The sequence below is a fragment of the Pseudomonas sp. SDO55104_S430 genome (genome assembly GCF_054070595.1).
The window spans coordinates 24,743-45,412 of sequence record NZ_JBSVXG010000027.1; the positions used below are offsets into that span (position 1 = coordinate 24,743).

At 62.1% G+C, this 20,670-nt stretch carries 14 protein-coding genes; 9 read left to right on the plus strand and 5 right to left on the minus strand.

Going from position 1 to position 20,670, the window contains the following annotated elements:
- Nucleotides 1-58 precede the first annotated feature (58 nt).
- Together ACW9JE_RS07870 and xthA are read right to left on the minus strand one after the other, a co-directional pair.
- Nucleotides 59-1,399, minus strand: a complete 1,341-nt coding sequence (locus ACW9JE_RS07870) for a substrate-binding domain-containing protein (protein WP_457432422.1) — start codon at nt 1,397-1,399, stop codon at nt 59-61.
- Nucleotides 1,400-1,585: 186 nt separating this feature from the next.
- Nucleotides 1,586-2,398 (minus strand): exodeoxyribonuclease III, encoded by an 813-nt coding sequence (gene xthA, locus ACW9JE_RS07875; RefSeq protein WP_457432423.1) that lies wholly within the window; start codon nt 2,396-2,398, stop codon nt 1,586-1,588.
- A 175-nt stretch (nt 2,399-2,573) separates the two neighbouring features.
- Between xthA and ACW9JE_RS07880 the strand changes: the two genes are divergently transcribed.
- From ACW9JE_RS07880 to ACW9JE_RS07910, 7 genes are all read left to right on the plus strand, one after another.
- Nucleotides 2,574-3,224 (plus strand): GNAT family N-acetyltransferase, encoded by a 651-nt coding sequence (locus tag ACW9JE_RS07880; RefSeq protein ID WP_457432424.1) that lies wholly within the window; start codon nt 2,574-2,576, stop codon nt 3,222-3,224.
- Nucleotides 3,225-3,289: 65 nt separating this feature from the next.
- Nucleotides 3,290-5,017: an autotransporter assembly complex protein TamA gene (locus ACW9JE_RS07885; RefSeq protein ID WP_224534077.1), complete on the plus strand. Its 1,728-nt coding sequence runs from the start codon at nt 3,290-3,292 to the stop codon at nt 5,015-5,017.
- A complete protein-coding gene (locus ACW9JE_RS07890) occupies nt 5,014-8,703 on the plus strand; it encodes a translocation/assembly module TamB domain-containing protein (protein ID WP_457432425.1) in 3,690 nt (1,229 codons plus the stop codon). Before ACW9JE_RS07885 ends, ACW9JE_RS07890 begins: the two co-directional genes overlap by 4 nt.
- Before the next feature lie 344 nt (nt 8,704-9,047).
- A complete protein-coding gene (locus tag ACW9JE_RS07895) occupies nt 9,048-9,530 on the plus strand; it encodes a MarR family winged helix-turn-helix transcriptional regulator (protein ID WP_224534075.1) in 483 nt (160 codons plus the stop codon).
- Nucleotides 9,520-10,992 (plus strand): efflux transporter outer membrane subunit, encoded by a 1,473-nt coding sequence (locus ACW9JE_RS07900; protein ID WP_457432426.1) that lies wholly within the window; start codon nt 9,520-9,522, stop codon nt 10,990-10,992. Before ACW9JE_RS07895 ends, ACW9JE_RS07900 begins: the two co-directional genes overlap by 11 nt.
- Nucleotides 10,993-11,007: 15 nt before the next feature.
- Nucleotides 11,008-12,207: an HlyD family efflux transporter periplasmic adaptor subunit gene (locus ACW9JE_RS07905; protein WP_457432427.1), complete on the plus strand. Its 1,200-nt coding sequence runs from the start codon at nt 11,008-11,010 to the stop codon at nt 12,205-12,207.
- A 64-nt stretch (nt 12,208-12,271) separates the two neighbouring features.
- Nucleotides 12,272-13,804 carry a DHA2 family efflux MFS transporter permease subunit gene (locus ACW9JE_RS07910; protein ID WP_224534072.1) on the plus strand — a complete coding sequence of 511 codons (1,533 nt, stop codon included), beginning with the start codon at nt 12,272-12,274 and terminating at the stop codon, nt 13,802-13,804.
- 111 nt (nt 13,805-13,915) lie between these two features.
- On the opposite strand, the gene lpxH is transcribed toward ACW9JE_RS07910, so the two are convergent.
- Nucleotides 13,916-14,668 (minus strand): UDP-2,3-diacylglucosamine diphosphatase, encoded by a 753-nt coding sequence (gene lpxH / locus ACW9JE_RS07915; RefSeq protein ID WP_457432428.1) that lies wholly within the window; start codon nt 14,666-14,668, stop codon nt 13,916-13,918.
- On the minus strand, nt 14,665-15,168 hold the full coding sequence (locus ACW9JE_RS07920; RefSeq protein ID WP_224534070.1) for a peptidylprolyl isomerase: 504 nt from the start codon (nt 15,166-15,168) through the stop codon (nt 14,665-14,667). The genes lpxH and ACW9JE_RS07920 overlap by 4 nt, the downstream gene beginning before the upstream one ends.
- 248 nt (nt 15,169-15,416) lie before the next feature.
- Here ACW9JE_RS07920 and ACW9JE_RS07925 point away from each other — a divergent pair, with 248 nt between their 5' ends.
- Both ACW9JE_RS07925 and cysS read left to right on the plus strand, forming a co-directional pair.
- Nucleotides 15,417-17,114 (plus strand): glutamine--tRNA ligase/YqeY domain fusion protein, encoded by a 1,698-nt coding sequence (locus ACW9JE_RS07925; protein ID WP_457432429.1) that lies wholly within the window; start codon nt 15,417-15,419, stop codon nt 17,112-17,114.
- Between the two features lie 20 nt (nt 17,115-17,134).
- Nucleotides 17,135-18,517, plus strand: coding sequence for a cysteine--tRNA ligase (cysS, locus tag ACW9JE_RS07930; RefSeq protein ID WP_457432430.1), 1,383 nt, complete (start codon nt 17,135-17,137; stop codon nt 18,515-18,517).
- A gap of 199 nt (nt 18,518-18,716) precedes the next feature.
- Here cysS and ACW9JE_RS07935 read toward each other — a convergent pair whose 3' ends face one another.
- A complete protein-coding gene (locus ACW9JE_RS07935) occupies nt 18,717-20,567 on the minus strand; it encodes a sigma-54-dependent Fis family transcriptional regulator (protein ID WP_457432431.1) in 1,851 nt (616 codons plus the stop codon).
- Nucleotides 20,568-20,670 lie beyond the last annotated feature (103 nt).

Sequence of the window (20,670 nt, forward strand, 5' to 3'; positions counted from 1 at the left end):
TTGTGGGAGCGAGCCTGCTCGCGATAGCGTCGGTCGATTCACTGCATCAGCTTCAGATTCAGTACACCCAAACCTCAACCCGCCGATTCTTGATCCTGCCTTCGTCCGCGCTATTGGCCGCCACCGGCATTTCCGCGCCGAAGCCGCGCACCTCGCGCAACACCACGCCGCTTTTCACCAGTTCCCGTCGTACCGCCATGGCCCGCAGTTTCGATAGCAGGTCGGCGCGTGCCGGGTCGCTCTTGGCGTCGCCGAAGCCAACCAGGGTGATCTGCCGATCGTTCTTCTCATGCTGCTTTATATAGTCGAGCACCCGCGTCAGGTCCTGCCGGGCCTTGTTGTCCAGCGTGGCGCTGCCTTCCTCGAAACGAAAATTCACCGACAGCCGCTGGGCGTGACGGCTGAGTCCCTGATAACCCTCGGGCATCAGCGCGTTCGGCGTGACGGCCATGGCCTGCACGGTCTGGGCGATGAAACCGTTTGCGGCGACGATCGCCTGGCCCTGGGTGCTTTGGGTAAACGCCACCAGCGCCTCGGCCCATCGATTGTTGCCGGCCGGCGGCAGGTAAAAGAACAGACGGCGGGACAACGGGTAGTCTTCGGTGGCGATCAGGCTATTGAGCGGAAGCATGGCCTGAGACTGGCCATCGACAATCGCCACCGCCTTGGCCTGACGCACGTAGGGCAGGCCAATGAAACCGATGCCCTGCGGATCGAGGCTGATGGCGTCGGACAACTGCTCGCTGGATTCGAAGCGTTTCGCGGCGCCGCTCAGGGTTTTCCCGCGGCCGCTGAGCACCAGTTCCTTGAAAGTGTCGTAAGTGCCGGATTGATCATCCCGCGCATACAGATGAATCGGACCGCCGCTGCCGCCGACTTCTTCCCAGGTTTTGACGTCGCCACTGAAAATCCGCGCCAGTTGCACGGTGTCCAGTTGGTTCAGCGGGTTTTGCGGGTGAAGGATGATCGCCAGGCCGTCGATGGCGATGACCTGTTCGGCGCCGGGGCTTTTCAGATCACCCAGGGCTTGCAGGTCTGTCACCTCGCGGTCCTTGATCGGGCGCGAAGATGCGGCGAGGTCGGCGTTGCCGATTTTCAGCGCGGCAAAGCCGGTGCTGGAACCGTGGGCCGCCAGTTCCACCTCGACCCGGCGCCCCTGGGCGGTTTCGCCGACGATGCGCAGTTCGTTGGCGGTGTCCGGGGTTTCGCTGTGAATGTTGACCAAGCCCTGTTGGCGCATCAGGCCCTTGACCAACGCCGGACCCAACGCAGCGCCGATGGTGTTGGAACCCTGGATGCGCAGCACCGGGCCGTGTTCCGGCGTCGGCAAATCCCCGGCTGAAGCCGTCAGCGGCAGCCAGGTGCAGAGCAATAACAGGAACAACACGCGCAGCGTCATGCCGGCACCTTTTTAGACAAGGAAAGTGCCGGGAGAATAAGTCAGTAACATTACTGAAAAATGACGGTTTCCATTGTGGGAGCGGGCTTGCTCGCGAATGCGGTGTGTCAGTCGCCACATGTATTGATTGACACACCGCCTTCGCGGGCAAGCCCGCTCCCACAAGGGGATTGTGTGAGCCCGTGATCAGCTCAATTCAAGCCAGATCGGCGCATGATCCGACGGTTTTTCCATACCGCGCAGTTCATAGTCGACTCCAGCCGCCTTGACCCGCGGCAGCAAGCCGTGGGAGGCGAGGATCACGTCGATACGCAGGCCGCGCTTGGGTTCGTCTTCAAACCCACGGCTGCGGTAGTCGAACCAGCTGAAGACATCAGCCACTTCGGGGTTCAGGTGGCGGAAGCTGTCGGTCAGGCCCCAGTTCTTCAGGCGCGCCATCCACTCGCGTTCTTCGGGAAGGAAGCTGCATTTGCCGGTTTTCAGCCAGCGCTTCATGTTGTCCGGGCCGATGCCGATGTCGCAGTCTTCCGGGGAAATGTTCACGTCGCCCATGACCACCAGCGACTGGTCGTTCTTGAACTGGCTTTCCAGCAAGACTTGCAGATCGCTGTAGAAGCGCGCCTTGGCCGGGAATTTGGTCGGGTGGTCGCGGCTTTCACCCTGGGGGAAGTAGCCGTTCATGATGGTGACCGGCGCGCCGTTGGCGTCGGCGAAGGTGCCCCAGATGAAGCGGCGCTGGGCGTCTTCTTCGTCGCTGGCAAAGCCCTTGTGCACGGCAATCGGTTCCTGGCGCGAGAGCAGGGCGACGCCGTAGTGGCCTTTCTGGCCGTGGAAATACACGTGGTAGCCCAGGGCTTTGACTTCATCGAGGGGGAACTGGTCGTCGTGGACCTTGGTTTCCTGCAACCCGATCACATCGGGCTGGTGCTTTTCTATCAGCGCCGCCAGCTGATGGGGACGGGCGCGCAGCCCGTTGATGTTGAAGGAGACGATCTTCATGGTCGGCAGTCCTGGCAAAAAGGGCGATGCTAGCTGACCTGTAGGAATCGGGCCAGTGTTGTAGTGGGGCAAGTCTCGCTCCAAGCGTCTATACCTGTGGGGGAACTGTATCGTCGCCCACAGCTCGTACTAAAAGAGCGCAGCCACTCGAGCTGTGCCGGGGAGATCAACCGTCATGCCCGAAACATCCACCGCCATCGCCGATATCCACATGCTCGACAGCGGCTATGCCCGCGAAGCGCGTTCCCTGTTGTATCAGGCGTATCGGCACGAGCCGACCTTCAGTTACCTGTTCGAAGCCGAGCGCCCGGGCTACGAGCAGCGGGTGCGCGCCACGGTGCGCGAACTGGTCACGCAGCACTTCATGCAGGACTTGCCGGCCATCGGCCTGCTGGTCAACGACCGCCTGATCGGCATCGCCCTGATCGCGCCACCGCAACGTCGGCTCGGCATCACCGAAAGCTGGGCCTGGCGCCTGCGCATGGTGCTCAGCACCGGTTTTCGCTGCACCCGTCGCTACCTCGAATATCACGATGCGGTCGCCGCGTGCTCGCCGTCGGACTCGGTGCATGTCCTGCCGTTGCTGGGGATTCACCCGCAATTCCAGGGCAAGCACTTTGGCGAACAGCTGCTGCAAGCGGTGCACAACTGGTGCGCGGTGGATGAAACTTCCCAGGGCGTGGTGCTCGACACCGGCGATGAGCGCTATCTGGAGTTCTACAAGCGCCAGGGCTACGAGGAAATTGGCGAGGTGGCGGTGGGGCCGGTGCGCGACCACGTGTTTTTTCACCCCAACCCCCAGGTGGTGCAGAGCGCGACGGCCTGAGTGGCGAACTTTTGCGGCGTCCCGGGCTCTATCACCGTCCGACGCCCGTGATAGCATCCGCGCTTATGAAGTTTCCAGGAAGAATCACCAGTGGCGTGCTCCTGCTGATCAGCAGCTGCACGGCACTGGCCCAAAGTGAATTGGATGTGCGGATCAAACCGTCCAACGATGCACTCAAAGCCAATATAGAAGGCTATATCGGCAGTCTCGGCGATCGTGACGAAGAGGCGCTGCTGCGCTTCAGTCGCGGCGCCGAAGAACAGGCGCGCAAGGCCGCCCAGGCCCTGGGCTATTACCAGCCGCAGATCGACAGCACCGTCACCGGCGGCAAGACCCCGCACCTGATACTCAACATCGAACCCGGCGAGCCGGTGCACCTGCGCAACGTCACCATCCGCGTCGACGGTCCTGCGGCCTCCCTCAAGTCCTTTCGTGTGCCCGAGAACCATGCGCTGCAAACCGGCGCCGTGCTCAATCATGGGCAATACGACGACGCCAAGCGGCTGATCCAGAATCAGGCCTCGCGCTTCGGTTTCTTCAGCGGTCGGTTCACCAGTTCGAAACTGGCGGTCGACCCGCGGGCTGGCGTAGCGGATATCGAGTTGATCTACGACAGCGGTCCGCGTTACTCCATGGGCAAGGTCAGTTTCGAGGGCGACACCCCGTTCGATGAAGACCTGCTGCAACGCATGGTGCCGTTCAAGGCCGGTACGCCCTACGACTCCGAACTGATCGCCGAACTCAGCCAGGCGCTGCAATCGAGCGGCTATTTCGAGGCCGTGCGGGTCGATGCCGCGCCTACGGCGGCGAAAGACAACGTGATCCCGGTCGACGTCAAGCTGGACACCCGCAAGCCACGGACCTTGGGCCTGGGGCTTGGTTATTCCACCGACGTCGGCCCGCGGGTCAAGGCCAACTGGACCCGCCACTGGGTCAATCCCCAAGGTCACAGTTATGGCTGGGAAACCGAAATCTCCGCGCCACGGCAGAACGTCGGGGTGTTCTACGACATTCCACTGGACCCGCCGCTGACCGACAAACTGCGTTTCGCCGGCGGCTACCAGAACGAAGAAATCGCCGACAAGGACAGCCTCAGCAAGCTGCTGACCCTGGGCCCGGAGTGGCACAGCAAGTTGCCCAGTGGCTGGCAACGGGTGGTGTCGCTCAAGTGGCAGCGCGAGGAATACCGACTGGGCGACGACTCCGGACTCAGTACCTTGCTGATGCCCGGCGTGAGCTACACCTACCTGAAAAGCGACAACCGCATCGACCCGCACAACGGCTATCGCCTGGCATTCGAAACCAAGGTGGCCAAGGAAGGGCTGGGTTCGGACAACAATCTGGTGTACGGCTCGGCGCTGGTCAAAGGCTTGACCACGGTGTTCGACAAACACCGCTTCCTCGGCCGGGTGCAGGTCGGCGGTAGCGCCACCAACGGCTTCAAATCGATCCCGCCTTCCTTGCGTTTCTTCGCCGGTGGCGATCAGAGCGTGCGCGGCTACGACTATCAGAGCCTGTCCCCGGAAAACAACCAGGGCGACCGCATCGGTGGCCGCTACATGGTGACGGCCAGTGCCGAGTACCAATATTCGGTGGCCGAAAAATGGCGGGTCGCGACATTTGTCGATCAGGGCAACGCCTTCAATAACCTTGAACTGCCAAGCCTCAAGACCGGGGTCGGTATCGGCGTGCGCTGGGTATCGCCGGTGGGGCCGATCCGCCTCGACCTGGCCCATGCGCTGGACGACGATGGCGGTATCCGATTGCACTTTTCCATGGGGCCAGAGTTGTGAAGCCTGTTTTTGTAAGGCGAGGTTTGAAGATTGTGTCACTGGCGATTCTGGCGCTGCTGTTGCTGATCGTCGTGACATTGACCAGCGTGCTCGGCACAGCGACCGGCAGCCGCTGGGCGCTGGGATTCGTGCCGGGTCTGACCCTGGACAACTTCCAGGGCCGACTCGGCAGCCAGTGGAGCGCCGATCATCTGTTGTGGGAACAGGGCAGCGACCGGGTCGAACTGAACAAAGTGATCTTCGCCTGGCGGCCGCTGTGCCTGACCCGCATGACCCTGTGCATCGATCAGCTGAAGGCCGATCAGGTCAGCCTGCAAATTCCCCCGAGCAACGACGCGCCAGACAGCGGGCCGATCAGCCTCCCGGACTTGAAGCTGCCCGTGGCCCTGGAACTGGGCGACATTCAGGTCGGCAGCCTGCTGTTCAACGGCAGCGAACAGCTCAAGGGCCTGCAACTGGCGGCGCACTGGACCGCCAACGGCCTGCAGATTGATTCGGTGAAATTGCAGCGCGACGAACTGAGCCTGAATCTCTCCGGCCTGCTGCAACCCACCGGCAATTGGCCGCTCAAGGCCGAAGGCAACCTGACCCTGCCTTCGCCCGGCACCGAGCCTTGGGCGCTGGCGCTGAATGTCGACGGTGAGCTGCTGAAAACCTTGAATCTGAAAGCCGACAGCAGCGGTTACCTGAACGGACAACTGACTGGCGAGCTGCAAGCTCTGGCGGAAAATCTGCCGGCCAAGGTGCGTATCACCGCCGATAGTTTCAAGCCCGTCGCCGATCTGCCGGACACCCTGCAATTCAATCAACTGGTTCTCACCGGTGAAGGTGACCTGAAGAACGGTTACCAGCTAGTGGGCAGCGCGACACTGCCCGCCGAAAAAGGACCGGTGGCACTGGCTCTGCAAGGCAAGGTCGACGCCAATGGCGCGCAAATCGCCGCCCTGGACCTGAGCGCCAGCGACAAGCAAAGCCTGAAACTCAGCGGCCAGCTGGACTGGAGCAAGGGTTTGACCGCCGACGCGAAAGTCGACTGGCTGGATTTCCCCTGGCACAGCCTGTACCCGGTGATCGACGAACCGGAAGTCACCTTGCGCACCTTCAAGGGCGAAGTGTCCTACACCGACGGCAAGTACCTCGGCCACTTCGACGCCGCGGCGGACGGACCGGCCGGCGCCTTCACCCTGACCAGCCCGTTCGCCGGCGACCTGACAAAAGTCTATCTGCAACAGATCCAGCTGGTGGCCGGGCAGGGCAAGGCCGAAGGGCACCTGAACCTGCAATTCGCCGATGGCATTGCCTGGGACACCGCGCTGGATCTGTCGGCAATCAACCCGGCGTACTGGGTGGCGGAGTTGCCGGGCACCCTCGCCGGACCGCTGCGCAGCAAGGGCGAGTTCAAGAACGAACAGCTCAGCCTGAACGCCGACCTGGACTTGAAGGGCAAACTGCGTGGCCAGCCGGCCGTGCTGCAAGCCAAGGCCGATGGCGCCGGCGAGCAATGGAACCTCAACGCGTTGCAGATCCGTCTCGGCGACAACAGCATCAATGGCAAGGGCAGCCTGCAACAGAAACTCGCCGGGCAGATCGACATCAAGCTGACTCGCCTGGCCCAGCTCTGGCCGCAGTTGCGCGGGCAGATCAATGGCCGGGTCGACGTCGCCGGTACTCTCAAGGCGCCCCAGGGCAAGCTCGACCTGCAAGGCACGCAACTGGCGTTCGCCGAACATCGCCTGCAAAGCCTGAACCTGGACGCCACGCTCGACAGCGCGCAACGGGCGAAAATCGACCTCAAGGGCAGCGGCATCCAGACCGGTGACACGTCACTGGGCACCCTGACCGCCAGTGGCCAGGGCGACATCAAGAACCAGAAACTCGACCTCGATCTGCAAGGGCCGAAGCTGAAACTGGCCCTCGGTTTCGATGGCGCGCTGGACAAGGGCAACTGGCGCGGACGGCTGGCCAATGGCGATATTCAGGCCGGCGGGCAGGACTGGAAGCTGCAGGGTCCGGCAAAGCTTGAGCGTCTGGCGGACGGCAAAATCAACTTCGGCGCCCATTGCTGGATGTCCGGCGCCTCGAGTCTGTGCGGTGAAGATCAGCGCCTGATGCCGGAACCGAAGCTGCGTTATCACCTCAAGCAGTTCCCGATCGAAAGCCTGGCCCAATGGCTGCCGAAGGATTTCGCCTGGAAGGGCAGCCTCAATGCCGACGTGCAACTGGACGTGCCGGCCAGCGGTCCGAACGGCCAGATCAGTATCGATGCCAGCGGCGGCACCCTGCGGGTCAAGGAAAAGGACCAGTGGCTGGACTTCCCGTACCAGACCCTGAACCTCACCAGCAAGCTCACACCCAAGCGCATCGACACCAACCTCAATTTCGTCGGCGGCAAGCTCGGCGAGCTGATGGTGCAGGCGCAGATCAATCCGCTGCCGAAGGACAAGCCCGTGTCCGGTTCATTCCGCCTGAGCGGCCTGGACCTGTCGGTGGCCCGTCCCTTCGTGCCGATGGTGGAAAAATTGACCGGGCGTTTGAACGGCAGCGGCACCATTACCGGTGGCCTGCTGGCGCCGCAGATCAATGGCAATCTGCTGCTCAGCGACGGTGAAGTCTCCGGCCCGGAATTGCCGATGGAGATCGAGGCCCTGCAAGTGCGCGCGGTGATCGCCGGCGAAACCGTGCAACTCAACGGCGACTGGAAAAGCGGCAAGACCGGGCAAGGCAGTCTCAACGGCGATATCGCCTGGGGTCAGGCGCTGGCGATGAATCTGGCACTCAAGGGTTCGCAGTTGCCGGTCACCGTCGAGCCATACGCCAAGCTCGAAGTGGCGCCGGACCTGAAAATCTCGATCAAGGACGACAAGCTCGCGGTCGCCGGCAAAGTGCTCGTGCCCAAGGGCGAGATCACCATTCGCGAATTGCCGCCATCGACGGTCAAGGTCTCCGATGACACGGTGATCGTCGGCCAACAGACCGAAGAGGGCAAACCGCCGATGGCCACGGTCATGGACATCGATGTGGTGGTGGGCGAGGAGAAGCTGGCTTTCTCCGGGTTCGGGCTGACGGCGAACCTGCAGGGGCATGTGCACATCGGCGACAACCTCGACACCCGTGGCGAACTCTGGCTCAACGACGGCCGTTACCGCGCCTATGGCCAGCGCCTGACGGTGCGTCGTGCGCGTCTACTGTTCGCCGGTCCCATCGACCAGCCATATCTGGATATCGAAGCCATCCGCCAGACCGACGATGTGATTGCAGGGATTCGCCTGAGCGGCAGTGCCGAGCAGCCGACCACGCAGATTTTCTCGGAACCGGCCATGAGCCAGGAGCAGGCGCTGTCCTATCTGGTACTCGGTCGTCCGCTGAGCACCAGCGGCGAAGACAACAACATGCTGGCGCAGGCGGCCCTCGGTCTGGGGCTGATGGGCAGTTCCGGGGTGACGGGCAGCCTGGCGAAGAATCTGGGCATCGACGATTTCCAGCTCGATACTCAGGGCAGCGGCAACGCCACCAGCGTGGTCGCCAGCGGCAACCTCTCCGAGAAGCTCAGCCTGCGCTACGGCGTCGGCGTGTTCGAACCGGCCAACACCATCGCCTTGCGCTACAAGCTGAGCAAGAAGGTCTACCTGGAAGCGGCGGGCGGCGTGGCCAGTTCGCTGGATATCTTCTACAAGCGGGACTTCTAGATCCCGTTGTCTCCCAAATCGGCATCGCCCCAATCGCGAGCAGGCTCGCTCCCACAAGGATCACACTGACCTCTGTGGGAGCTTTATGAGCACATACCTGTGGCGAGGGGGCTTGTCGAAACGTCGCACCGCCCCGTTGGACTGCGCAGCAGTCCCGTCTTTTTGGGGTCGCTTCGCGACCCAGCGGGGGCAAGCCCCCTCGCCACAGGAATTGTGTTCACCCCTAAATCCGACGCCATTGGTCAACTAATTGCAAAGCAACCTAACTATTACGTTGACATTGGCTGCCTAGGCAGTAACATCTGGTCATACATTCACTGCCTAAGCAGCTAATCGGTGGTCAGATGAAACATTTCTCTCCAGACAACTTCCACAATTGCCATCTCGGCATGCTGCTCGGACGTGCCGCGCTGCTCAAGGACCGCATCCTCGACACGCACATGGAACCCCACGGCATTACCGCCGCGCAGTTCAAGGTGCTGATCATCATCGCCCAGTATGGCGTCGATTCGCCGGGCGAGCTGTGCCGCCACCTGTCCCTGGACAGCGGCTCGATGACCCGCATGCTCGATCGTCTGGAGCAGAAAGGTTTCCTCGCTCGCCAACGCTCCGAAGAAGATCGCCGTCAGGTACGGCTGGTGCTGACAGAAGAGGGTCAGTCGCTGGCCGACCGCCTGCCGCACATCGGCGCCGACGCCATGAACGAACTGGCAGGTGCCGTTTCTCCCGAAGAGCTGCAAACCCTGGAAAACATCCTCAAGAAAATACTGCTGGCGGCCGGTGACTCGATCACCGTGCTGCGGTTGGGTGGTACTCATGAACAGTAAAACCGTACGCACGGGCCTGAGCCTGGTGCTGCTGGCCATGACCCTGGCCGGTTGCGCCAACTACAGCGGCCTGAACCCCGAAGGCGTCAGCCTCGATGCCAAGAGCCTCAAGGCCGGACAATCCCTCAACGGTGTCACCCTGTCGCCGGCAGCCTGGCCGCAAAGCGACTGGTGGAAGACTCTTGGCGATCCGCAGCTCGACGGTCTGATCCGCGAAGCCCTGCACGACAGCCCGGACATGCAGATCGCCGACGCCCGCGCCCATCAAGCCAGCGCCGCGGCATCGGCCGCCGACGCCGAACGGATGCCGACCCTAGATGCCAGCGCCGGTGTCAGCCGTTCGCGCTTTGCCAAGGATCAGGATCCGCTGGGGCAGGGCGATCACTACGCCACCGTGCGCAGCCTGGCAGCCACCTTCAATTACAACTTCGATCTCTGGGGCGGTCAGCGTGACGCCTGGGAAGCCGCGCTGGGCCAGGCCCGTGCCGCCGAAGTCGACCGTCAGGCCGCGCAGTTGACCCTGTCCGCCGACGTCGCCCGCGCCTACAGCGATCTGGGGCTGGCGCACATTGTCTATGACCTGTCCGCCGAGGACCTCAAACGCACGAGGCAGATGCTCGACCTGAGCCAGCGTCGCCTGGCGTCCGGGATCGACAGCCAGTATCAGTTCCAGCAGACCGAAAGCCTTGAAGCCACTTCCCAGGCCAACCTGATCGACGCCGAAAAACGCCTGAACAGCGCGAAAATCGCCCTGGCCGTGTTGCTCGGCAAAGGCCCGGACCGTGGCAATGAAATAGCCCGCCCGCAAATCCTCAAGGCCAGCGCCGTGGCTTTGCCGTCGGTATTGCCCGCCGAGTTGCTCGGCCGACGTCCGGACCTGGTGGCCGCGCGCTGGCGGGTGGAGGCGGCGAGCAAGAGCATCGACGCCGGCAAGACCCGCTTCTATCCCAACTTGAACCTCAGTGCCGCTGCCGGTGCCGAATCCTTGTTGGGCGACGCGATGTTCGGTTCGGCCAGTCGCTTCTTCAACATCGCACCGACGATTTCGGTGCCGATTTTCGACGGCGGCCGCCTGCGAGCCGACCTCGATTCCCGCGACGCCGACTACGACCTGGCGGTGGCGCAGTACAACAAAAGCCTGGTCAAGGCGCTGGGGGATGTCAGCGACAGCATCAACCAGCTGCGTGACATCGGCCGGCAGATCGCCGCCCAGCAGCACGCCACCGACATTGCCCAGCAGTCTTACAACACCGTGGTCCAGCGGTACGGTTCCGGCATCGGTAACTACCTGGACGTGCTCAGCATCGAGCAGCAATTGCTTCAGGCCCAGCGTCAGCTGGCCAGCCTGAATGCCGAGCAGATCGACCTGTCGATCCAACTGATGCAGGCGCTGGGTGGCGGGTTTCAACCAGAGGCCATCGCTTCCTCGACTACAGCCGCTCCAGCCACGCTGACTCACTAATTCAAGGTATTTGTCATGGCCACTGCCGATACAACCTCAACTGAAACAACCCAGGGAAATCCCAACTCGGGCAAGCGCAAGTTCATGCTGCTGATCCTCGCCATCGTGGTCGTGTTGTGCGGCGCGGGCGTGTGGGCTTATCACGAGTTTTACGGGCGCTGGAGCGAAAGCACCGACGACGCCTACGTCAACGGCAACGTAGTGGAAATCACCCCGCTGACTACGGGTACGGTGGTCAGCATCGGTGCCGATGATGGCGATCTGGTGCAGGAAGGCCAGGTGCTGGTGAACTTCGACCCCAACGATGCCCAGATCGGCCTGCAAAACGCCCAGGCTTCCCTGGCGCGCACCGTGCGTCAGGTCCGTGGTCTGTACAGCAACGTCGACGGCCAGAGAGCCCAGGTCAACGCCCAACAGGCCGAAGTGCAAAAGGCCCAGGACAACTACAACCGCCGTAAGAATCTCGCCGCCGGCGGGGCGATTTCCCAGGAAGAACTGTCCCACGCCCGTGACGACCTGACCTCGGCGCAAAACGCCTTGGCCAACGCCCAGCAGAAACTCAAGACCACCAGCGCTCTGGTGGACGACACCGTGGTGTCTTCGCACCCGGACGTGATGGCGGCCGCCGCGCAATTGCGCCAGGCCTACCTGAACAATGCTCGCAGCACCCTGATCGCACCGGTCACCGGCTACGTGGCCAAACGCACCGTGCAACTGGGCCAGCGGGTCCAGCCGGGCGAGGCGCTGATGGCGGTGATCCCGCTCAATCAACTGTGGATCGACGCCAACTTCAAGGAAACCCAGCTGCGTGACATGCGCATCGGCCAGCCGGTGGAAATTGAAACCGACCTCTACGGCAGCAGTGTGAAATACAGCGGCACCATCGACAGCCTCGGTGCCGGAACCGGCAGCGCCTTTGCCCTGCTGCCGGCGCAGAACGCCACCGGTAACTGGATCAAGATCGTCCAGCGGGTGCCGGTGCGGATTCATGTCAACGCCGATGAACTGGCCAAACACCCGTTGCGCGTCGGTCTGTCGACCATCGTCGATGTCGATCTGCACGACCAGAGCGGCCCGGTGCTGGCCCAGCAGCCGCCGCAAAAGGCCTCGTTCAGCACTAGCATCTACGACCGCCAGTTGGCCGAAGCCGACGCCATGATTACGCAACTGATTCACGACAACAGCGCCTCGGTCAGCAAGACCGCGAAACGCTGATTCGCCAATCCGTCGGCCGCGCCTGTGACGGGCGCGGCGCCCACCCGGTTTCCAAGGATTCGCGATGAGCAATAACGCCTCTTTCACGCCACCCAGCCTGGTGCTCAGCACCATCGGCCTGTCGCTGGCGACCTTCATGCAGGTGCTCGACACCACCATCGCCAACGTGGCCTTGCCGACGATTTCCGGCAACCTGGGCGTGAGTGCGGAGCAGGGCACCTGGGTCATTACCTCGTTTGCCGTGAGCAACGCCATCGCCTTGCCGCTGACCGGCTGGCTCAGCCGGCGCTTCGGCGAGGTGAAGCTGTTTGTATGGGCGACGCTGCTGTTCGTGCTGGCGTCGTTCCTCTGCGGGATTTCCACCTCGATGCCGGAACTGGTGGGCTTTCGTGTCCTGCAAGGGGTCGTGGCGGGGCCGTTGTACCCGATGACCCAGACCCTGCTGATTGCGGTCTACCCGCCGGCGAAACGGGGGATGGCCCTGGCGCTGCTGGCGATGGTGACGGTAGTGGCGCCGATTGCCGGGCCGATTCTCGGCGGCTGGATCACCGACAGCTATAGCTGGCCGTGGATTTTCTTCATCAACGTGCCGATCGGGCTGTTCGCCGCCTGGGTGGTGACGCAGCAGATGAAGAAACGGCCGGTGGTTACCAGTCGCCAGCCGATGGATTACGTCGGTCTGATCGCGTTGATCATCGGCGTCGGTGCCTTGCAGATCGTGCTCGACAAGGGCAATGACGCGGACTGGTTCGAATCGAACTTCATTATTATTGGTACGGCCATTTCCGTGGTCGCCCTGGCGTTTTTCGTGATCTGGGAAATGACCGACGAGCATCCGGTGGTGAACCTGCGGCTGTTCGCTCACCGTAACTTCCGTTACGGCACCATCGTGTTGATTCTGGGTTACGCCGGGTTCTTCGGGATCAACCTGATCCTGCCGCAGTGGCTGCAGACGCGGCTAGGCTACACCGCGACCTGGGCCGGTTTCGCCGTGGCGCCGTTGGGCATCCTGCCGGTGCTGCTGTCACCGTTCGTCGGCAAATACGCGCCGCGCTTCGACATGCGGGTGCTGGCGGGCGGGGCGTTCCTGGCCATTGGTTTGAGCTGTTTCATGCGTGCCGGTTTCACCAATGAAGTGGACTTCCAGCACATCGCCATGGTGCAGCTGTTCATGGGGATCGGCGTGGCCCTGTTCTTCATGCCGACCCTGACCATCCTGCTGTCGGATTTGCCTCCGCATCAGATTGCCGACGGCTCGGGCCTGGCCACGTTCCTGCGGACCCTGGGCGGCAGTTTCGCGGCGTCGTTGACCACCTGGATCTGGATCCGCCGCGCCGACCAGCACCATGCGTACCTGACCGAAAGCATCACCCAGTACGACCCGGCCACCCGCGAGACGCTGACGCAGTTGGGCGGAGAAGGGGCCAAGGCGTACACGCAGCTGGAGCAGATGGTTACCAGCCAGGCGTACATCATGTCCACGGTGGACTACTTCACCTTGCTGGGCTGGATGTTCATGGGGCTGATCCTGATTGTCTGGCTGGCAAAACCACCGTTCACGGCCAAGGCCGGGCCTGCGGCCTCCGCCGGCCACTAAGACCTCCGCTGCCCCCTGTAGGAGCTAGCTTGCTCGCGATGGACGTTAACGATGACGCGGGAAGCCTGACACCCCGCGGTGCGCCAACCTTCATCGCGAGCAAGCTCGCTCCTACAGGGCAGGCGCAGCCAACTGCGGCGGCGGGGCGAAGTCGAAGGGGGCGAGGGTGTAGCCGCTGTCGTCCACTTGTAGCGCCCAACCCTGACGATCCCAATCCCCCAACACGATGCGCCGTGCGGCCTGGTCGCCGATCTGCAACTTGTGAATCGCCGGACGATGGGTATGCCCGTGGATCAGGGTCTTCACCCCGTATTCCTGCATGATCCGCGGAATTTCCTCCGGCGTGACATCGACGATGTCATTGGCCTTCATCCGCGTTTGCGCGCGGCTTTCGCTGCGCAGCTTGCGCGCCAGCTTGTGCCGGGTGCGCAGCGGCAGATGGCGCAGGATGAACAGGGTGACGGGGTTACGCAGGTAGCGACGCAGCTTCATATAGGCTTCGTCGCGGGTGCACAGGCTGTCGCCGTGCATCAACAGCACCGGCTCGCCATTGAACGGCACGACACTCGGATCTTTCAGCAACGTGCAGCCGGCCTGTTTGCAGAAGGCCTGGCCCAGCATGAAATCGCGATTGCCGTGCATGAGAAAGATGGCCGTGCCGCTGTCGCTCAATTCGCGCAGGGCCTGGCAGATGGAACGCTGGAAAGGGGTCATGGCGTCGTCGCCAATCCACGCTTCGAAGAAGTCGCCCAGAATGTACAGCGCACTCGCCGAGCGGGCGCGTCCGGCGAGCAAATCCAGAAACGCCCGGGTAATGTCCGGGCGCTCCTCTTCCAGATGCAAGTCTGAAATCAGCAATATCACTCAATGATCTCGGCTTTCTCGATGATCACGTCGTCTGCTGGTACGTCTTGGTGGCCGGCCTTGGAAGTGGTGGCAACACCTTTGATCTTGTCGACAACGTCGGTGCCTGCGGTGACTTTACCGAATACCGCGTAGCCCCAGCCCTGAACGTTCTTGCCGCTGTGGTTCAGGAAGCTGTTGTCGGTCACGTTGATGAAGAACTGTGCCGAAGCCGAATGCGGCTCCATGGTACGGGCCATGGCGATGGTGTACTTGTCGTTGGAAAGACCGTTGTCGGCTTCGTTCTGGATGCTCGGGCGCTTGTCTTTCTTTTCTTTCATGCCTGGCTCGAAACCGCCGCCCTGGATCATGAAGTTACCGATGACACGGTGGAAAACGGTGTTTTCGTAGTGACCGGCTTTGACGTACTCGACGAAGTTGGCCACGGTGATCGGAGCCTTGGCAGCGTCCAGTTCCAGAACGATGTCGCCAAAGTTGGTAGTCAGTTTGACTTGGGTCATGATCGGTACTCTTTGTAGGGAATTCGTGGGCATTGGAACATTTCATTCCGTTACCGGTTCAGCCTGATCGGCCAAGCTGCGCAGTTTAGCGTGACAGACGCGAATTTCGAGGCTGTTTTTTCGTTTGTCGCCGATTAAATGCGACCGTTTGCCAAGCACGCTCTGTCAGGTGCTTGACGGCATCGGCTATGATAGCGGCTTTGTTTTGTCCGGCCTCGACCCAGGCCACGCACTTCGCCAAGGATTCTATGAGCAAGCCCACTGTCGACCCTACCTCGAATGCCAAGACCGGCCCTGCCGTGCCGGTCAACTTCCTGCGGCCGATCATCCAGGCGGACCTGGACTCGGGTAAGCACACGCAGATCGTCACCCGTTTCCCGCCTGAGCCCAACGGCTATCTGCACATCGGTCACGCCAAGTCGATCTGCGTGAACTTCGGTCTGGCCCAGGAGTTCGGCGGCGTCACGCACCTGCGTTTCGACGACACCAACCCGGCCAAGGAAGACCAGGAATACATCGACGCGATCGAAAGCGACGTCAAGTGGCTGGGCTTCGAGTGGTCCGGCGAAGTGCGCTACGCCTCGCAATACTTCGACCAGCTGCACGACTGGGCCGTCGAGCTGATCAAGGCCGGCAAGGCCTATGTCGACGACCTGACCCCGGAGCAGGCCAAGGAATACCGTGGCAGCCTGACCGAGCCTGGCAAGAACAGCCCGTTCCGCGACCGCAGCGTCGAAGAGAACCTGGACTGGTTCGCCCGCATGCGCGCCGGTGAGTTCCCGGACGGCGCTCGCGTTCTGCGCGCCAAGATCGACATGGCCTCGCCGAACATGAACCTGCGCGACCCGATCATGTACCGCATCCGTCATGCGCATCACCACCAGACCGGCGACAAGTGGTGCATCTACCCGAACTATGACTTCACCCACGGTCAGTCGGACGCCATCGAAGGCATCACCCACTCGATCTGCACCCTGGAGTTCGAAAGCCATCGCCCGCTGTATGAATGGTTCCTCGAGCACCTGTCAGTGCCGGCCAACCCGCGCCAGTACGAGTTCAGCCGCCTGAACCTGAACTACACCATCACCAGCAAGCGCAAGCTCAAGCAACTGGTCGATGAGAAGCACGTCAACGGCTGGGACGATCCGCGCATGTCCACGCTGTCGGGCTTCCGTCGCCGTGGCTACACGCCGAAATCGATCCGCAACTTCTGCGAAATGATCGGCACCAACCGTTCCGACGGCGTGGTCGACTTCGGCATGCTCGAATTCAGCATCCGCGACGACCTCGACCAGAGCGCCCCGCGCGCCATGTGCGTGCTGCGTCCGCTGAAGGTCGTGATCACCAACTATCCGGAAGGCCAGGTCGAGAACCTCGAACTGCCGTGCCACCCGAAAGAAGACATGGGCGTGCGCGTCTTGCCGTTCGCCCGCGAGATCTACATCGACCGCGACGACTTCATGGAAGAGCCGCCGAAAGGCTACAAGCGCCTGGAACCGGCTGGCGAAGTGCGTCTGCGCGGCAGCTACGTGATCCGTGCCGACGAAGCGATCAAGGACGCCGACGGCAACATCGTCGAGCTGCGTTGCTCCTACGATCCGGACACCCTGGGCAAGAACCCTGAAGGCCGCAAGGTCAAGGGCGTGGTGCACTGGGTTCCGGCTGCCGGCAGCGTGGAGTGCGAAGTACGCCTGTACGACCGTCTGTTCCGCTCCGCCAACCCGGAGAAGGCCGAAGACGGCGCCAGCTTCCTGGACAACATCAACCCTGATTCGCTGCAGGTACTCACCGGTTGTCGTGCCGAACCGTCGCTCGGCAACGCACAGCCGGAAGACCGTTTCCAGTTCGAGCGCGAAGGCTACTTCGTCGCGGATATCAAGGACTCGAAACCGGGCGCTCCGGTATTCAACCGTACCGTGACCCTGCGTGATTCGTGGGGCCAGTGATTCAGCGTCAAGGAAATAACGTGCTTACGATCTACAACACGCTCACCAAGAGCAAAGAAGTCTTCAAGCCGCTCGATGGCAACAATGTGCGCATGTACGTGTGCGGCATGACCGTGTACGACTACTGCCACCTGGGCCACGGCCGCAGCATGGTCGCCTTCGACCTGGTGACCCGCTGGCTGCGTTTCAGCGGCTATGACCTGACTTATGTGCGCAACATCACCGACATTGACGACAAGATCATCAATCGGGCCAACGAGAACGGTGAATCGTTCGAAGCCCTGACCGAGCGCATGATCGCGGCGATGCACGAAGACGAAGCGCGCCTGAACATCAAGAAGCCGGACATGGAGCCGCGGGCCACGGACCACATCCCTGGCATGCACGCGATGATCCAGACCCTGATCGACAAGGGTTACGCCTACGCACCGGGCAATGGCGACGTGTACTACCGCGTCGGCAAGTTCATGGGCTACGGCAAGCTGTCGCGCAAGAAGATTGAAGACCTGCGTATCGGCGCCCGCATCGAAGTCGACGAGTCCAAGCAGGACCCGCTGGACTTCGTGTTGTGGAAAGCCGCCAAGCCGGGCGAGCCGAGTTGGGAATCGCCATGGGGCGCCGGGCGTCCGGGCTGGCACATCGAGTGCTCGGTGATGTCGACCTGCTGCCTGGGCGAGACGTTCGACATTCATGGCGGCGGCAGCGACCTGGAGTTCCCGCACCACGAGAACGAGATCGCCCAGAGCGAAGCGGCCACCGGCAAGACCTACGCCAACGCGTGGATGCATTGCGGCATGATCCGGATCAACGGCGAGAAGATGTCCAAGTCCTTGAACAACTTCTTCACCATCCGCGACGTGCTGGACAAGTACCACCCGGAAGTCGTGCGTTACCTGCTGGTGTCGAGCCACTACCGCAGCGCCATCAACTATTCGGAAGACAACCTCAAGGACGCCAAGGGCGCCCTGGAGCGTTTCTACCACGCGTTGAAAGGCCTGCCGAAAGTCGCCCCGGCTGGCGGCGAAGCGTTCGTCGAGCGCTTCACCACGGTGATGAACGACGACTTCGGTACGCCGGAAGCCTGTGCGGTGTTGTTCGAGATGGTGCGTGAGATCAACCGTCTGCGCGAGAGCGATCTCGACGCGGCGGCCGGTCTGGCGGCGCGCCTGAAGGAACTGGCTGGCGTGCTGGGCGTGTTGCAGCTCGAAGCCGAAGACTTCCTGCAAGCCGGTGCCGAAGGGCGCGTGGATGCAGCCGAGGTCGAAGCGCTGATCGCCGCGCGCCTGGCGGCACGTGCCGGCAAGGACTGGGCCGAATCCGACCGCATCCGCGACCAGCTCACCGCCATGGGCGTGGTGCTGGAAGACGGCAAGGGCGGGACGACCTGGCGGTTGGCTGACTGATCGTCAGAGCTGCTGAAAAACAAAACCCGCCTTGTGCGGGTTTTTGTTTTTGGGGTGGGTACAAATAGTGCGGTGCCCTGACTGACGTCATCGCGGGCAAGCCCGCTCCCACAGTGGTTCGGGGTGAAGTCAGATTCTGAGTACGACGAAGATCCCTGTGGGAGCGGGCTTGCCCGCGATGGTCTCAAGCCTTACGCGGTCATTCTGTCTGACGCAACCGCTTGTAAAGGGTATTGCGACTAACCCCCAACCGCCGCGCCAGATGGGAAATGTTGCCTCCCACCGCCTGCAACTGCCGATTCAGATCCTCCACATCATCCAGATCCACCATCACCAGCGGCTCCGGTGTCTCGATCGGCTCCATATCCAGATCGACAAAAAAATCATCCGGCAAATGCTCAGGCCTTACCGGCTGTTCCTCGGCCATGGCCAGCGCCACCTGCATCACGCTGCTGACCTGCCGCAGGTTCCCCGGCCAGGGGTGGCGATCGAACAGTTCCAGCACCTCACGGCTCAAGCCCGCCCATTGGCTGGTCTCGCGATGTTGTTCCCACAAGCGCTTGAACAGCGCCTGCTTGTCACTGCGCTCGCGCAAGGGCGGCAGTTCCAAGGTCAAGCCGCCGATGCGGTAATACAGGTCCTCGCGAAAACGCCCCAATTGCACCTGTTCGCGCAATGAACGGTTGGTCGCGGAAATGATGCGGATGTCCACTGGGAACAGCTCGCTGCTGCCCACCGGTTGCACGCAGCGTTCCTGCAACACGCGCAGCAGCCGCGCCTGAGTCGGCAGCGGCATGTCGCCGATTTCATCGAGGAAGAGGGTGCCTTTATCGGCCTTGCGGATCAGGCCGATGCTGCCTTTCTGGTTGGCCCCGGTGAAGGCGCCTTTCTCGTAGCCGAACAGCTCGGACTCCACCAATTCGGCGGGAATTGCCGCACAGTTGACGGCGATCAGCGATTGTTTGTTGCGCGAGCTGGCCTGGTGCAGGGCCTTCACGAACACTTCCTTGCCGACCCCGGTCTCGCCGTGGATCAGCAGCGGAATGTCCTTCTCCAGCAGACGCTCGGCCTGGCGGACGGCCTTTTCCACGCGACTGTCGCCGAAGTGCAGGGTATTGAGGCTGATCGCGGCCGGTGGCGGTTCGGCAGGTTCGGCGCTTTTTTGTTCAGTAAACACCCTGGGTTGAATCAAAGCCTGCTTCGGCCGTTTCAGCACGCACTGGAAACGGTTGCGCCCGGAAGCCTGGAGCGAGAAGGGCAGGCCTTCCGGCTGATTGAGCAAATCCAGCAACGACACCTTGAACAGACTCTCAACGCTGACCCGCGACAAACGCACACCCAGTAGATTATCGGCACGCCGGTTGGCGGACAGCACGTGGCCACTCTCGTCGAAGATCAGCAACCCGGCCCACTGACTGTCGAGGTTGTTCAGGCCGGTGTTGAAGGTCAACTGGAAATGCTGGCCGTGGAACAGATTGAGGATCAGCCGGTTTTCCACGGTCTGACTCATCATCTTGACCATGCCCAGGGTGTGGGACGGCGGCAGGTAACTGTCGCTGGACACATCCAGCACGGCAATGACCTTGCGTTCGGCATCGAAGATCGGCGCGGCGGAACCGGTCATGAAACGGTTGGCCTTGAGGAAGTGTTCATCGTGCTCGATGTGCACCGCCTGCTCGCACGCCAGCGCAGTGCCTATGGCGTTGGTCCCGCTGCAACGCTCCATCCAGCTGGCGCCGGCGGCAAACCCGCGGGCCAGCCCCGGCTCGATGAATCGCTGGGTGCCCCAGGACGTCAGCACCTGGCCCTGATTGTCGGCGAGCATGATCAGGCAGTTGGAGTTGCTGAGGATGTTCTCGTAGTACGGCAGCACTTCCTGATGGGTGGTCTGCACCAGTGAATGCTGGCTCTCCAGCAAGTGCGCGATGTCGGCGGCCGGCAGCTGATCGAAGGCCGGCGTGCTCTGATGGCTCAGGCCGAACGCACGGCAACGGGACCAGGAGTCCTGGATGATGGCGTCATGGGATAACGCGGGGGCAGGTGCGGCCATGGCAGTGGATCTCTGAATCAGCTTTTATTGTTTTTATGAAATTTGCGAGAGCTGTGATTCGCCTCATGCCTGTAGGAGCACGGCTTGCCGGCGAAGGCGATTT